The sequence below is a fragment of the Paenibacillus sp. FSL K6-1217 genome (assembly GCF_045040735.1).
Lineage (GTDB): Bacteria > Bacillota > Bacilli > Paenibacillales > Paenibacillaceae > Paenibacillus_AQ.
The window spans coordinates 2,207,739-2,221,007 of record NZ_CP150271.1 but is presented as its reverse complement, the minus strand read 5'-3'; the positions used below and the strand labels follow the sequence as shown (position 1 = coordinate 2,221,007).

The 13,269-nt window shown below is 51.2% G+C and carries 16 protein-coding genes; 13 read left to right on the top strand and 3 right to left on the bottom strand.

Annotated features, from left to right (window positions below; all coding sequences use genetic code 11):
- Positions 1-162 precede the first annotated feature (162 nt).
- Complete coding sequence (locus MHH28_RS09955; protein ID WP_405114409.1) at positions 163-2,046, bottom strand: LTA synthase family protein; 1,884 nt, start codon at positions 2,044-2,046, stop codon at positions 163-165.
- A gap of 176 nt (positions 2,047-2,222) precedes the next feature.
- Here MHH28_RS09955 and MHH28_RS09950 point away from each other — a divergent pair, with 176 nt between their 5' ends.
- The 12 genes from MHH28_RS09950 (at position 2,223) to MHH28_RS09895 (ending at position 11,136) form a co-directional block, all read left to right on the top strand.
- Positions 2,223-2,480, top strand: coding sequence for a hypothetical protein (locus MHH28_RS09950; RefSeq protein ID WP_405114407.1), 258 nt, complete (start codon positions 2,223-2,225; stop codon positions 2,478-2,480).
- The gene (locus MHH28_RS09945; protein ID WP_405114404.1) at positions 2,477-3,613 is read left to right on the top strand and encodes an SGNH/GDSL hydrolase family protein; all 1,137 of its coding nucleotides are present in this window, start codon (positions 2,477-2,479) and stop codon (positions 3,611-3,613) included. Before MHH28_RS09950 ends, MHH28_RS09945 begins: the two co-directional genes overlap by 4 nt.
- A gap of 123 nt (positions 3,614-3,736) precedes the next feature.
- Positions 3,737-4,270 carry a TetR/AcrR family transcriptional regulator gene (locus tag MHH28_RS09940; protein ID WP_405114402.1) on the top strand — a complete coding sequence of 178 codons (534 nt, stop codon included), beginning with the start codon at positions 3,737-3,739 and terminating at the stop codon, positions 4,268-4,270.
- A gap of 12 nt (positions 4,271-4,282) precedes the next feature.
- Positions 4,283-4,606 carry a DMT family transporter gene (locus tag MHH28_RS09935; protein ID WP_405114400.1) on the top strand — a complete coding sequence of 108 codons (324 nt, stop codon included), beginning with the start codon at positions 4,283-4,285 and terminating at the stop codon, positions 4,604-4,606.
- A 2-nt stretch (positions 4,607-4,608) separates the two neighbouring features.
- Positions 4,609-4,941, top strand: a complete 333-nt coding sequence (locus MHH28_RS09930) for a DMT family transporter (protein WP_405114398.1) — start codon at positions 4,609-4,611, stop codon at positions 4,939-4,941.
- 72 nt (positions 4,942-5,013) lie between these two features.
- Positions 5,014-5,895 carry a GyrI-like domain-containing protein gene (locus MHH28_RS09925; protein ID WP_405114396.1) on the top strand — a complete coding sequence of 294 codons (882 nt, stop codon included), beginning with the start codon at positions 5,014-5,016 and terminating at the stop codon, positions 5,893-5,895.
- A 107-nt stretch (positions 5,896-6,002) separates the two neighbouring features.
- Positions 6,003-6,623: a DUF2185 domain-containing protein gene (locus MHH28_RS09920; RefSeq protein ID WP_405114394.1), complete on the top strand. Its 621-nt coding sequence runs from the start codon at positions 6,003-6,005 to the stop codon at positions 6,621-6,623.
- A 114-nt stretch (positions 6,624-6,737) separates the two neighbouring features.
- A complete protein-coding gene (locus MHH28_RS09915; protein WP_405114392.1) occupies positions 6,738-7,580 on the top strand; it encodes a GNAT family N-acetyltransferase in 843 nt (280 codons plus the stop codon).
- Positions 7,581-7,602: 22 nt separating this feature from the next.
- Positions 7,603-8,517 carry a phosphotransferase gene (locus tag MHH28_RS09910; RefSeq protein ID WP_405114390.1) on the top strand — a complete coding sequence of 305 codons (915 nt, stop codon included), beginning with the start codon at positions 7,603-7,605 and terminating at the stop codon, positions 8,515-8,517.
- A gap of 174 nt (positions 8,518-8,691) precedes the next feature.
- Positions 8,692-9,123, top strand: coding sequence for a hypothetical protein (locus MHH28_RS09905; RefSeq protein WP_405116980.1), 432 nt, complete (start codon positions 8,692-8,694; stop codon positions 9,121-9,123).
- Between the two features lie 181 nt (positions 9,124-9,304).
- Positions 9,305-10,327 carry an ATP-binding cassette domain-containing protein gene (locus MHH28_RS09900; protein WP_405114388.1) on the top strand — a complete coding sequence of 341 codons (1,023 nt, stop codon included), beginning with the start codon at positions 9,305-9,307 and terminating at the stop codon, positions 10,325-10,327.
- Positions 10,324-11,136 (top strand): ABC transporter permease, encoded by an 813-nt coding sequence (locus tag MHH28_RS09895; protein ID WP_405114386.1) that lies wholly within the window; start codon positions 10,324-10,326, stop codon positions 11,134-11,136. Before MHH28_RS09900 ends, MHH28_RS09895 begins: the two co-directional genes overlap by 4 nt.
- A 407-nt stretch (positions 11,137-11,543) precedes the next feature.
- Here MHH28_RS09895 and MHH28_RS09890 read toward each other — a convergent pair whose 3' ends face one another.
- The gene (locus tag MHH28_RS09890; protein ID WP_405116978.1) at positions 11,544-12,068 is read right to left on the bottom strand and encodes a GNAT family N-acetyltransferase; all 525 of its coding nucleotides are present in this window, start codon (positions 12,066-12,068) and stop codon (positions 11,544-11,546) included.
- Positions 12,069-12,154: 86 nt separating this feature from the next.
- Complete coding sequence (locus MHH28_RS09885; protein ID WP_405114384.1) at positions 12,155-12,673, bottom strand: hypothetical protein; 519 nt, start codon at positions 12,671-12,673, stop codon at positions 12,155-12,157.
- Between the two features lie 133 nt (positions 12,674-12,806).
- Between MHH28_RS09885 and MHH28_RS09880 the strand changes: the two genes are divergently transcribed.
- A complete protein-coding gene (locus MHH28_RS09880) occupies positions 12,807-13,268 on the top strand; it encodes a DUF3888 domain-containing protein (RefSeq protein ID WP_405114382.1) in 462 nt (153 codons plus the stop codon).
- The last annotated feature ends 1 nt before the right edge of the window (position 13,269 follow it).

Sequence of the window (13,269 nt, the reverse complement as noted above, 5' to 3'; positions counted from 1 at the left end):
TTCGAAATCCGCCTGTGTCAGTTGCCGCGAGACCTCCCATAGCCGCCTGGCTGAGGCAGCCTAGTCCAGTGCTTGCGGAGCCATCAACTGATTGACCAATGAATGTGACTCAGAACAAAAAGCCCGGTTCAGGAGATATCTCCCGAACCGGGCTTTGCCCATTTACTCACTCACATCCGTCTCTTCCACCGGGCGGTCCGGCAGCTGAGACACATAGCTGTCCGACATGCGGAGCAGCTCCAGCGCCCGGGTGAACTCATCTTCTGTCGATTGCAGCAGATCGGTTCCGTCACCGGATAACGTATAATGCTGGCCGTCCTCGAACCCGCTGCCTGACAGGAACAGCTCTTCATTATTAACGAAGGAACCCGTAGGCAGATAATAGCGCTGCGGCAGCAGGTTATACGCGGTCTGGTTAAGCAGATCCTGTCCGAAGTGGATATGATAGTCCAGCGGGACACCGAGCAGGTTAGATACCGTAGGAAGAATATCCACCTGACCGCCGAGCTGCTCCTTCAGGGCAGGAGAGGTTATGCCGGTGGCTGACATGATGAGCGGAATATTAATTAGATCGCGTTCATTATATTCATGGCCCAGAATCTCCTCCAGCAGGACCTTGTCGGCCTCTTTTAGCGAGAATATAGGAAGGCCCCGGTGATCGCCGTAAAGGACCACTACGCTGTTATCCCACACACCGCTGCTCTTAAGCTCTTCTATGAACTGGCCCAGCGCATAATCCGCATAGTTCTCAGCCCGGATATAGTCGCCGACCAGCGTCCCCTCGTAACGCTCCGGTAAGGTCATCTTGTATTTGCTCTCCGGGATCGAGAACGGATTATGCGAAGACATCGAGATGACATGGGCATAAAAGGGCTGTTCACGCTGATCCATCCGCGCAAGCTCGGCAGAGGTCTTCTTATACAGAACTTCATCCGAAGAGCCGTAGAAGACGGCATCCTCTTCGCCGAAGTAGGTTTTGTCATAATACTGGTTGAAGCCCAGCGCCTTGTACAGCTCCCCGCGGTTCCAGAACTCCACATTATTGGTATGAAAGGTCGCGGTGTCGTAGCCCTGAGCCTCCAGCAGCTTGGGCAGACTGGGCAGATCCTTCGGAGCATACTTATCCGTGGCCGGACCGTCCGGCGGAACATAATAGGAAGTGTTGACAATGAATTCGGCATCCGAGGTATTCCCCTGCCCCACCTGTTGAAAGAACCGGGGGAAATAGTAGCTCCCGCCAGCCAGCTTATTCAGGTTAGGCGTGATTTCGGTGCCGTCCACCGACAGGTTGATCAGGAAGGTCTGCAGAGACTCCATTTGCAGGATGATCAGATTCTTGCCCTTTGCTGCCCCGAACAGCACCGGATCAGCCTTCTGCTGAATGCCCTTCGTCATGTCGATGCCGGACTGGGAGATCTGCGCAGGGTCCATAGGCTCCTCTTTTGCGGGTTCACCCAGCAGGGCGTAGGCTTCATAATTGAGAATGCCCATTTGCTCAGCCTTGACATTCTCGTTCATACTGGCTTTATTGGGGAAAATATTCATCATGCACAGCGTGAGCGAGATGCAGAACAGGATGGCTACCGCCTTGCGGTTGCTGGGGCGGGACATGGAATGCTTCCAGGCCAGCGCCTTTTTCCGCCGGAGCATGATCAGGCTGATGATAATGATGTCTACGAAGATAAGCATATATTGTGGATGCACGACGGCGAATATACTTTTTTTGACGGCGCCTACCTGTTTGACCTGTCCGAAGACCTGTGACGTAGCAATCATACCAAAATGATTATGATAGACGATGAGAGAGAAGAACAGGACGGTAATGAGCAGATTGACGATCAGGTAGATGGCGACCTTGTGCCTCGTGGCGAACCATTCAATGAGGCAGAACAGAAGCAGGACAAAGGGGATTTCCTTCAGCCAGGTGGTCCAGGTCGGACCGTCCTCGAATAAGTAATACCAGGCGAAATAACTCTTCACAAGCATGATCAGCGAGAAGAACAGAATCGATCTTTTTCTAAGAGAACGGGATTCCTTGTAAGGCATTGCGTATGCGCATCCTTTTCTATATAATCCATTAATTCTATTACAGGGCCGAGTTCAAAATCAACCGGATTTAAGGGCGGTTTGGTGAAAATAAAGGTGAAAATTCGCCGCATATACGTTATTCTCTAAGAAGCATCCGGGAAGTTGAACCGTTGATAAACGAAGCAGGAGGAACAATGATGACAAAAGAATTCTCGCGCCAATATACAGACAGTGTGAAGCAGGAACTATTGAACAGACTCGGCCTGAAGCAGGTATATTTCAAGGGACAGCAGGGCGAGGACCTGTTATATGAAGCCACGGGCTTTGACCGCGGTACCTCGCATAAGTTCTGTGTTAGAACGCGCAAGGGTACCATTGACGAATGGGTGGGCGGGAAGTGGATGAAGGTCCGCAGCTTCACCATCGCCAGCAGACAGGAGGGATTAGAATGAGCAGCAATTCTCATTTGCAGTTACAGGTACAACCTTTGACAGAGATAGAGCATCTGAAGATTCACGGCAGAACGACCGGGGAGCTTAACCCGCTGACGTTATTCTGGACGGGCAGTGCGATAGAAGTGAACCTCCGGGCCTCCGAGCTGTGGCTTGAAGTGGAGTCCGGCTACGATCATCACGAGTCCTGGATCAGTGTGCTGATCAACTCCGTTCCCGTCAGCAGACAGATGGTGAATGCCGGAAGGCACTGGGTCTGCGTATTCAGAGGCATGAACCCTGAGCGCGTGAAGAATATCCGGATTGTAAAAGAAGTCCAGGCGATGAGCGGCGACCCCGGCGCCTATCTCCAGTTCCATGCGGTCCGCACAGACGGCGGGTTCCTGCCTGTTGAAGACAAGCCGTACCGGCTGGAGTTCATCGGTGACAGCATCACCTCAGGGGAAGGTGTCATCGGGGCCAAGACCGAAGAGGATTGGATTCCTGCCTGGTTCAGCGGCGTTCATAACTATACAGCAATGACTGCCGAGGCCGTTGAGGCCGATTTCCGGGTGATCTCACAGAGCGGATGGGGCGTGCTCTCCAGCTGGGACAATAATCCCAAGGGGAACATTCCTGATATCTACGAGCAGGTCTGCGGTCTGCTGACAGGTCCCCGTAATGAGGCGCTTGGGGCACATCAGGTGAATGATTTTGCTGCCTGGCAGCCGGATGTGGTGGTAGTCAATCTGGGCACCAATGATGACGGTGCGTTCAACTCCCCGGAATGGCTGGATGAGGACACCGGGCGCATCTACAAGCAGCGGCTCCATGAAGACGGAAGCTATCATGAGGAGGACCTGGCTGCCTTCCAGGCCGCGGTCACGAAGTTCCTGATGAAGCTGAGAAGCTATAATCCCGAAGCGCATCTTCTCTGGGTGTATGGCATGCTGGGCCTCTCTCTGATGCCAACGATATACCGTGCGGTGGACGAATATACGAGGTCTACGGGCGACAAGAATGTGTCGGTGTTCCAGCTGCCGAATACGACCAGCGAGACAGCAGGCGCGCGGACCCATCCGGGGCTACTTGCCCATCAGCAGACTGCACAGGAACTAAGCGGCTATATCCGAGGGCTGTTATCAGGGTCATAGCTACTGTGGCAGACACCTTCTATATGAAGATACGGGACGCTCATCAGCTGATGGGCGTTTTTGCTATAAAGAATTTGACAAAAAAACCGTCTGGACGGTATAGTTAATTTAGAGGTGAGACAGGTGAACAGTAATTCAAAACGCAGCCTGATCCTGGCTGCAGCTTCTACAGTTGTGAAGCAGAACGGGATTGAGAAGCTCACGCTTGAAGCAGTCGCCGCCGAAGCTGGGGTAAGCAAGGGCGGTCTGCTGCACCATTTTCCGAATAAGGACGCATTGATCCAAAGCATGGTCTCGGGCATAACGCGTGATTTCACCGCCGATGTTCAGAAGAGAGCGGCCCAGGATACACGGATTCAAGGGAAATGGACCCGGGCCTACTTACAGTCTACCGTAGATGCTGAGAAGGATGGGCAGGACATGAATGTTGCGCTTAACGCAGCGCTTTTTACAAACGGGGTTCTGCTGGATGAACTAAGAGAACAGTACTCTGTCTGGCAACAGCACATAGAGAATGATGGTGTTGATCCCGTGATGGCGTCGATTGTCCGGCTGGCAGTGGACGGCCTGTGGTTGTCTGAGGTGTTCGGAATCGGCGAGATTGGTGATGAAATACGCGGCAAGGTTATCTGTAAATTATTAGAAATGATTGATTAGGAGGCAACCCCCTTGAATTCTTATGTGTTATTATCATTAGCTATTGTAAGTGAAGTCTTCGGCAGCTCCATGCTTAAGGCTTCTAACGGGTTCAAGAAGCTGCTTCCCTCGATTGCGGTGGTTGTAGGCATGGGGCTGGCGTTCTTCAATCTGTCCCTCGCGCTGAAGGAGATCCCCCTTGGGACAGCTTATGCCATCTGGTCCGGCGTGGGAACGGCATTAACCGCCCTGGTTGGCGTCTTGGTCTATAAAGAAAAATTGAATATCAAAAAAGTGGCAGGATTAATCCTCATCATCGGCGGCGTGGTTCTGCTGAAGCTGTCTACGGGGGTGTAGGGATGAGAGGGTACTATGCTCTTAGCATCGCTATTATTTCGGAAATCTTCGGCACAACCATGCTCAAGCTCTCGGACGGGTTCAGCAGTGTGCTGCCGTCTATCGGTGTAGTGCTTGGAATGGGAATGGCTTTTTACTGTTTATCGATTAGCCTGCGGACCATTCCCCTAAGCCTGGCCTATGCCATTTGGTCCGGCGTGGGGACGGCGCTCACGGCGCTGATCGGCATCCTGATCTGGAATGATCCGTTCAACCTGCTTACGGGCATTAGTCTGCTCATTATCATCGGGGGGCTCGTCCTGCTGAATTCTTCCGGTCATGCTGGTACCCGTTAATATGGTGCAGGAACTGTCGGATGCTGCCCCGGCATAGCTGTTAATCTGATGGTGAGGAAAGGGAGGTGCACGATGAACCTGCTGGAAGATATGAATGCTGCACTCTTCTACATTGAAGAGCACCTGGACGACGAGATTGATGTAAAAGTGGCTGCGGGCTTCGCGTTATGCTCGGAGTATCATTTTACACGGATGTTCTCCTTCCTGGCCGGTATCCCGCTCTCTGAATACATCCGCCGCAGACGTCTTACGCTGGCTGCCTTCAAGCTGCAGGGGAGCCAGCACCGGATTATCGATGTTGCCCTGGAATATGGCTATACTTCGCCGGATGCGTTCACGAAGGCCTTTTATCAGGTTCATGGCGTAACGCCTTCAGAAGCAAGAATAGCAGGGACCCCTCTGAAGGCCTTTCCTCGAATGACTTTTCAGTTAACCATTAGAGGAGGCAGTGAAATGAATTACCGCATTGAAGAGAAAGAGGCCTTTCGGATCGTTGGACTCAAGAAACGGGTAGCTATCCAGTTCAGTGGTGTGAACCCGGAGATCGCCGCCATGTGGCAGAGTCTGAATATGGAGATGATCGATGAGCTGAAGGGGCTGTCGAATATCATTCCGGCGGGAATGATCAGCGCATCGGTGAATTTCTCGGAAGGACGGATGGAGGAACGCGGGGAGCTGGATCATTATATTGGTGTTGCCACCACTCTGGAAGCTCCGCCATCCTACGCCAAGCTTGAGGTTTCTATGTCTACGTGGGCTGTGTTCGAAGCAGTGGGGCCATTTCCGGACACACTTCAGAATATCTGGGGCCGGATCTACTCCGAATGGTTCCCTTCTTCCAATTACGAGCAGGTCGAAGGACCGGAGCTTCTGTGGAATGAAAGCAAGGATACCGGCTCGCCAACATTTAAAAGTGAAATCTGGATTCCGGTGCGGGAAGTTAAGCGACCTTAATGGTGCACGTATCCAACCGGAGCGGATGGGTCTTCCTATCAGAATGAATAGTGCCTCCTACAATCGGGTAATGGTAGTCTAGTATAACTGACTAGGAGGCGTACTTCATGGAATGGACTTTGGAAGATGTGGAAGAGACGAGCCGGTTGCATCCGGAATCGTTTTTTATTCCCTCCAGACAGGAGCGGGAGTCACAGGGCACGGGGAGAATGGTGCGGCTGCATTTCATGCTGACGAACCCGGCCGAAGGGCAGCCGCGGGCTGAACGGATGTGGGTGGAGATTACCGGGCAAGATCCGGTTACCGGACGGTACACCGGCCTTTTGACTAATGTTCCCGGGGTTATCCAGTCGTTGCAGGTGGGAGATTCGGTGCAATTCGAGCCAAGACATATTGCTCAGACGATCCTTCGAAAAGGGGACCCCGCCTGGGTTGAAGCCGGAGAGAAGGCGGCTATGGTCACCAGGCAATGCCTGACGCCAGGCAGCGGTGTGCGCTGGATGTACCGGGAGGCTACCACCCGTGAGGAGGACAGCGGCTGGCGGCTGTTCACCGGAGAAGAAGATAACGCTTATCTGAGCGACCCGAAGAATACGGCCATCATGAATGTGTATGATCTGATAGACCGGGACCCGAGCCTGCTGGAGCCTTTTAAGGGAGCTGTGGGTACAGCGTTTGAACGGAGCGGACCCGGTGCCGCGTGGGTAGAAGTGAAGAATTGGCGGTAAGCATGATATACTAGGCTGGCGGACACAGGGGACTGTGGCCCCGGCTTTTTTGCCAGGAGAAGGGCAGGAGGGCAGATATACATAACAGGTAATTAGCTGAGAGGAAGGATTAGAATGATTGAATTACAGTCTAGTGAGTATAGTAGAATCAAGCATCTTCTAGCGCATAGAGAAGGAGAATTCATCTTTGTATTTGTTCATGGGGTTCTAGATCTTAATCAGCCAGGCAGAATATTTGTGAATAAGTTAGATCAGCCGACTGCCGGGATTGTCACAAGCCGAGGCGGAAAATATTATCTGTTCGGGCAGGAAGATGATGAGTTGTTCAATCGAAGCCTGCTTGATTTCTTAGCCAATCCGGCCAATCACGCGAATTTCTATGATTTGTACTTCTCCTCCAGTCCATGGCTTGCGCTGCTGAAAGAACCGTTGAAAGACAACACAGTAGAGCTCAGTAGAACACATTATAAGATGAACAGTAACGCTAAAGCTCCTGCCGACATTCTAGAGGATTCTGAAGAATTGAATTTAACTAGAATAGATGGACAATTGTTTGAACGGTACATTCGGGAGATGGACGATAGTTACCGGTTACTGTGGACTTCAGCTGAGACCTATCTGGACAGGGCCTTTGGTTATTGTTATTTGAATGAGGGCGGATTTGTAAGCGCTTGTAACACTTTTTATGTAGGTGGCGGCTATATTGAACCGGATATCATCACGCACAAGGATTACCGGAATCAAGGGTTGGCGTTCAGACTGTGTCAAGAATTCATAGAACTTGGCCGTCAGCGGCAGCTAACAACGTATTGGGATTGTGATACCGGCAATACTGGCTCCAATCAGCTGGCCGCTAAGTTAGGTCTGGTGAAGGTAGGCGATGTCCCTATTCTGTGGTGGCATGAGAGTAAGGAAGTCATTGCGAAGTATTTAGCCACTTACAACTATAGTAACTAAGGAACGAGGAGGCAGACAATTCATGGGAGGAACGAATGTATGGGATGCGGAGTGGGAGGTTAACGAAGAGCAGGCGCGGACGCTTATTGGCAGACAATTCCCAGAGCTGTCATTGAAGCAAGTGAAGCGACTAGGGTGGGGCTGGGACAATACGGTTTTTCTCACCGGTGACGAGTACGTGTTCCGGTTTCCAAGAAGGACATTTGCCGTTGGCGCGATTCGTATGGAAGGGAAGCTGCTGCCGAAGCTGGAGGCCTATTTGACCATCCCTTATCCGAAACCGTTGTTTTATGGCGAAGCAAGTGACGAATATCCGGCGCCATTTCTTGGCTATGCCCACGTGCCAGGAGATTTCCCCATCGGTTTGACGGAAGAACGCCGGGCTTTATCGGCAGAGACGCTGGCGAAATTTTTGCGGAGATTGCATGAGTTTCCGGTGCAGGCGGCGCTGAACTGCGGAGTTCAGCAAGATCATCGAAGCTTGACGGACATAGCATCTCGCAAAGTGAAGTTGGAGGGCTTTCTATCGAAGGTGGCTGAACACTTGTCGCCGGAGGAGTCTGGTAGGATCGAAGCGTATATTAACAGTCTGCAAAAGGATCGTGTCGAGGCGGTGAATGTACTGCTGCATGGCGATCTTCATTTCAAAAATATGCTTGTGAATGAGAATGGGATCGTCTCCGGCATCATTGATTGGGGCGATCTGAGCGTAGGCCATCCGGCTTGCGATTTGAGCGTTGCGTATAGCTTTTTACCACCTTCCGCCCGCGGCGTGTTTTTCGAAACGTACGGAGGAGCGGACGAGGAAACGAAGCTGCTGGCGCGGCTGATCGCGGTATACATCCCCATGCTGATCTTCATGCAAGCGGTCGATGACGGGAATGAAGCGATTGCGGCAGAGGCGAAATCCAACATCATGCGGGCGCTGTCGGATTAGGCTCATTCTTTCATTGCAGCTAGAATTTAACATAGCCCTTTGAAAATACACATTGAGGAGGTGACCAGCCTGAGGCCTATATATTACTTGCTGCTGGCCGTACTGCTCCTAGCTGGCTGTAACACGAATAAGGATACTCAACCTGTTCCTGAGCAGCCGGAGCTATTGGGAGAGATGCCTGAAGAGATGCCTGCGGATTTCGATTTTCTCGTTCGGTACTGGTATGGGGAGGTCACCAAGAATGAGATCAACACCTACGAGAATACAGTGGTCAAAGATCTGATCGTAAACGGAACAGCCACAGCGGATATTACGCTGACCGAAGATGAAATGCGCAGCATCTATGAGCGGATGAGAGACATCCGTATCATGGGGAAGCTGGAGCTTGTGCCCCTTAAGCAGAGCTGCGCGGTAGTCCCTTATGAGGAAGACAGCTGGAGGATCACGGTAAATGGATTCACACGGAATGAGTCCTGGTCCGGCGAGAACTGTGAGCTTACGGAAGATGCTGAGCAACTGCGGGAACTACGGACCTTCATCGCGGAGATCGTAGCCGGTAAAGAAGAGTACCAGGCATTGCCCGAAGCTGAAGGCGGCTATGAATAATGAGAACTGCATATAGAGGTACGACTGCAAGCGTACTCCGCAAGTCCGATCCCAAAGGATCGGATTTTTGGTTTAATGGGATAGGGAAACAGCAACCGGACAGAGTAGGAGGAGGTTTAAATTCAGTTTAAATATGTCGGTTACTATCCTTATAGATTCAGCAATCAAGGAGGAATAAAGCATGAAGCTGACACAATCAGCAGGGCAGGGCGGCAGCTACGCCATTGAAGCGCAAGGATTGGTCAAAATCTACGGGAGCAACCGGGCTGTGGATGGTGTGGATCTCCAGGTAGGCACAGGAATGATCTATGGGGTGCTGGGTCCCAATGGTGCCGGGAAGACAACCGTAATTCGCATGCTGGCGACCCTACTTCGGCCTGACGCAGGTTCGGCGCGTATCTTCGGACATGATGTGGCAAAAGAACCGCAGATCGTGCGTCAGTTAATCGGAGTGACGGGTCAATATGCATCGGTGGATGAATCGCTTAGCGCAACGGAGAATCTGGTGATCTTCTCCAGGCTGCATGGCCTGGGCCGTGCGGAGTCGCGCAGCAAAGCCTCTGACCTGCTGGAGGAATTCGGCTTGACGGAAGCGGCGAAGCGCCCGCTGAAGAATTTCTCCGGAGGGATGCGCCGGCGGCTGGATCTGGCGGCCAGTCTAATTGCGCAGCCGCCGCTCATTTTCCTGGATGAGCCGACAACAGGGCTTGATCCCCGGACGCGCAATCAGATGTGGGAGACGATCCGCAGGCTGGTGAAGACGGGATCAACAGTCCTGCTGACGACCCAATATCTTGAAGAAGCGGATCAACTGGCGGACCGGATTGCCGTGATTGATACCGGTAAGGTGGTTGCAGAGGGAACCGTTGATGAACTCAAGAGCTCGGTTGGCAACTCCTCGCTTCACCTGAAGGTGGTCCAACCGCAGCAGTTACTGAAGGCGCGGCAGATTGTGGAGCAGGTGCTTAAGGTACGCTCTAACCTGTCCGCAGAAGCAGCCAAAATTATCGCACCGATGGGGAACGTGGACCGGGTAACCGATCTGCTGATCGCCCTTCGTGAGGCAGGCATACCGCTGCTTGAGATGAGTGTGCAGAAGCCGACGCTGGATGAAGTATTCCTGACCTTAACCGGTCATGGCGTCAAGGAAGATGCGGGGCTTGTCACGGATAGCGCACAGAAGAAGGAGGGAGCATTAGGATGAGTACTTTAATCAAGCCCGGTGTAGAGCGTAAATTAAAAAAACTTACCAGCTTCGGCCAAGCGGTACGTAATTCCTTAACGATGGCCTACAGAGGACTGCTCAAGATCCGGCGTACACCGGAGCAATTGTTTGACGTCACGTTTCAGCCGATCATTTTCACCTTGATGTTCACGTATATCTTCGGCGGGGCGATTGCCGGTGATGTGGCAAGTTATTTGCCGGTAATTATTCCGGGAATCTTGGTGCAGACCGTAATCACTACCTCTGTCGTCACCGGTGTCCAACTGCGGGAAGACATGGAGAAAGGGGTGTTCGACCGCTTCAAATCGTTGCCGATTGCCCGGATTGCCCCTCTCGCAGGCGCACTGTTAGCAGATACAATACGTTACACAATTGCTACGGTACTCACCTTCGTCATGGGCTACATCATGGGCTTGCGGCCGGAAGGCGGCATCGGCGGGGTTGCCTTGGCGGCGGTTCTGGTCATCGGCTGCTCCTGGGCCATTAGCTGGATCTTCGCCTTCTTCGGTGTGATCGCCCGCACGGCTTCCAGTGTACAGGGGATTTCAATGATCGTGTTATTCCCGCTAACCTTCCTCTCGAATGCCTTCGTGCCGGTGGATACGATGCCGAAATGGCTTCAGTGGTTCGTAAATATCAATCCGATCTCACATCTGGTCACTGCTGTCCGTGAACTGGTCAACCATGGAACGGTAGGCAGTGATCTGGTCTACTCCCTGATCGGAGCCGCTGTGATTGTGGCGGTCTTCGCTCCGATTACCGTGCGTGCGTATATGCGCCGGACGTAAATCTGGTTCAGTAAGACGTCAACGAATGCAGGGATGCATCTGTTGGCGTTTTTTTTGCTGTAACTAAGATGCTGAATATGACTGAAGGTGAGGGTATGCCTGAAACCGAAAACATTTGGCTGTTACAGCGGAATATGGACCAAATGTATGTGAAAAACAGTATTCATTGTGCTCAAAAGCAGGCACACGGCCTGAATGTATGTGAAAAACAGCATACATTATACTCGCAAGCAGGCACACGGCCTGAATGTATGTGAAAAACAGCATACATTATACTCACAAGCAGGTACACGATCTGAATGTATGTGAAAAACAGCATACATTCAGATCGCGCGAAGGTAAGCTTATTCATCCGTTAGGATAATTTTGCCCATGCGAAAAGCTGAACACATTGTGGCCAGTCACGGTCAGGGACTTTGAGTCCATTTTGCTAAGGTTAGCTCATAGTCTATAAAAGTCTGTAATTCACCATGCTGATCTGCCCAGGCATTCTTTCGCACCGCTATTTTCCGGAAGCCTAGTTTCTCATACACATGCTGTGCTCTGGTGTTCTTAAGATTTGTATCCAGTATGATCTTGTGAAACCCCTGTGCTTCAAACAAATAGCGGATCAGCATTCCTAAACAGCGTGTGCCTATCCCTTTGTTTTGTTGGCTAGAATCACAGATTTTGATACCCATCTCCGCCACATGTTCTGAAACGGCACTGTAGCTCATTTCTCCTGCAGGAGTACCATCGATTTCCAGAATCAGACGTCCTTTACGTTCAGAATCTGTCCCGGTCTGCAATCGAGTTAACACCTCTTGTTCAGTGATTCCTAAGCCCTCAGGAAATCCGGCATGCGCCATGACTTCTCCGTCGTTCCACCAGTTGCATAACAGCTCTGTATCGGCCATAGTTGCATCCCGTATGACCAAGTTTCCTTGTTTCATATACAATTTGCATACCTCCTTGACTCCGGATCATCATAGCTTCATCGTAACATGCCATGATTTACACGAGAATGGAGAGCATTGTTTTATACAAATTGCACCAGGGTTATGAGCACTAGCAGCGATAGATTCAGCAGCAACCCCAGTATAGATAATTTGTTCCGTTTAAGAATTCCAAGCACACTGATGCTAACGGAGAACAGTAGAAGGAAGGATACCAGGTACAGGGAAGTGTCGGCGTAGAGTGCCAAAACCTTGGACCCTGCGTCATTCACAAACTCGCCATCGTACAGATTCTTATATCTGCTGTTAGCATAAATGAATACACTGGTGATACAAACTGAGGATAATAACACAGGAATAGCAGTTAGACCTCTCGTTTTTTTCTCATATCTGCCTGCTGTAATGGACCATACTCCATAGAGGACAAATCCCGCAAGCAGGCAGATGAAGTACATCTGATAGAACATCAGCCCTTCCTCACGGTCCCCGGTTCCGCCTCCACCCGGTCCTGAAGCATATAATAGTAAGTTTGTTATGACCAGAACCAAATTCAGCAGTGCGTATTTAACGGTACTGATCCCTATTCCCTTGAATTCTTCCATCCTTACCTCCGCTTACTTGGGTTATCCTCCCGTTGTTCATTGTCACTTATAATTAATATAATACATGAACTCACATACTTCCTCCCCCTTTAGGCAAATTAATACTATACCTATTGAACAAGGGGAGAATCTGGTGAAAAGAATACTACGAGTCATTACCATACTGCTAATTATCGCGCTTATAACAGACGGAATTGCACCGGCTCCATATACCGCAGCAGAACCGCCATCACAATTACAGAAGCCACAGGCGGATTCCAGGGAGCTGCAGCTGCAAGACATGCTTGTGCTGCAATTGCTGCCATATATGGATGAACGGCTGAAGACGGCCTATTTCAGTCTTTTGACCACTGCCCCTCAGCTATATCCATATTTGGTTCAAGTAGAGCAGGTAGAGCGGCTGAACGGCTTCCGCAGCTTTGACTTTCGGATTACGCTGAGAGCCTATCCAACAGTGGGGCCGCATATCAGTGTGGGGGAGGATCTGTTTACGTATAGAATCTCATCATCGCAAGTCGAGCTAATCAACTACAAGCACCTAAAGGGACCGGAGCGGCATCAATTCCCGCCAAATTACCTGGATATGTTAAGGTGAA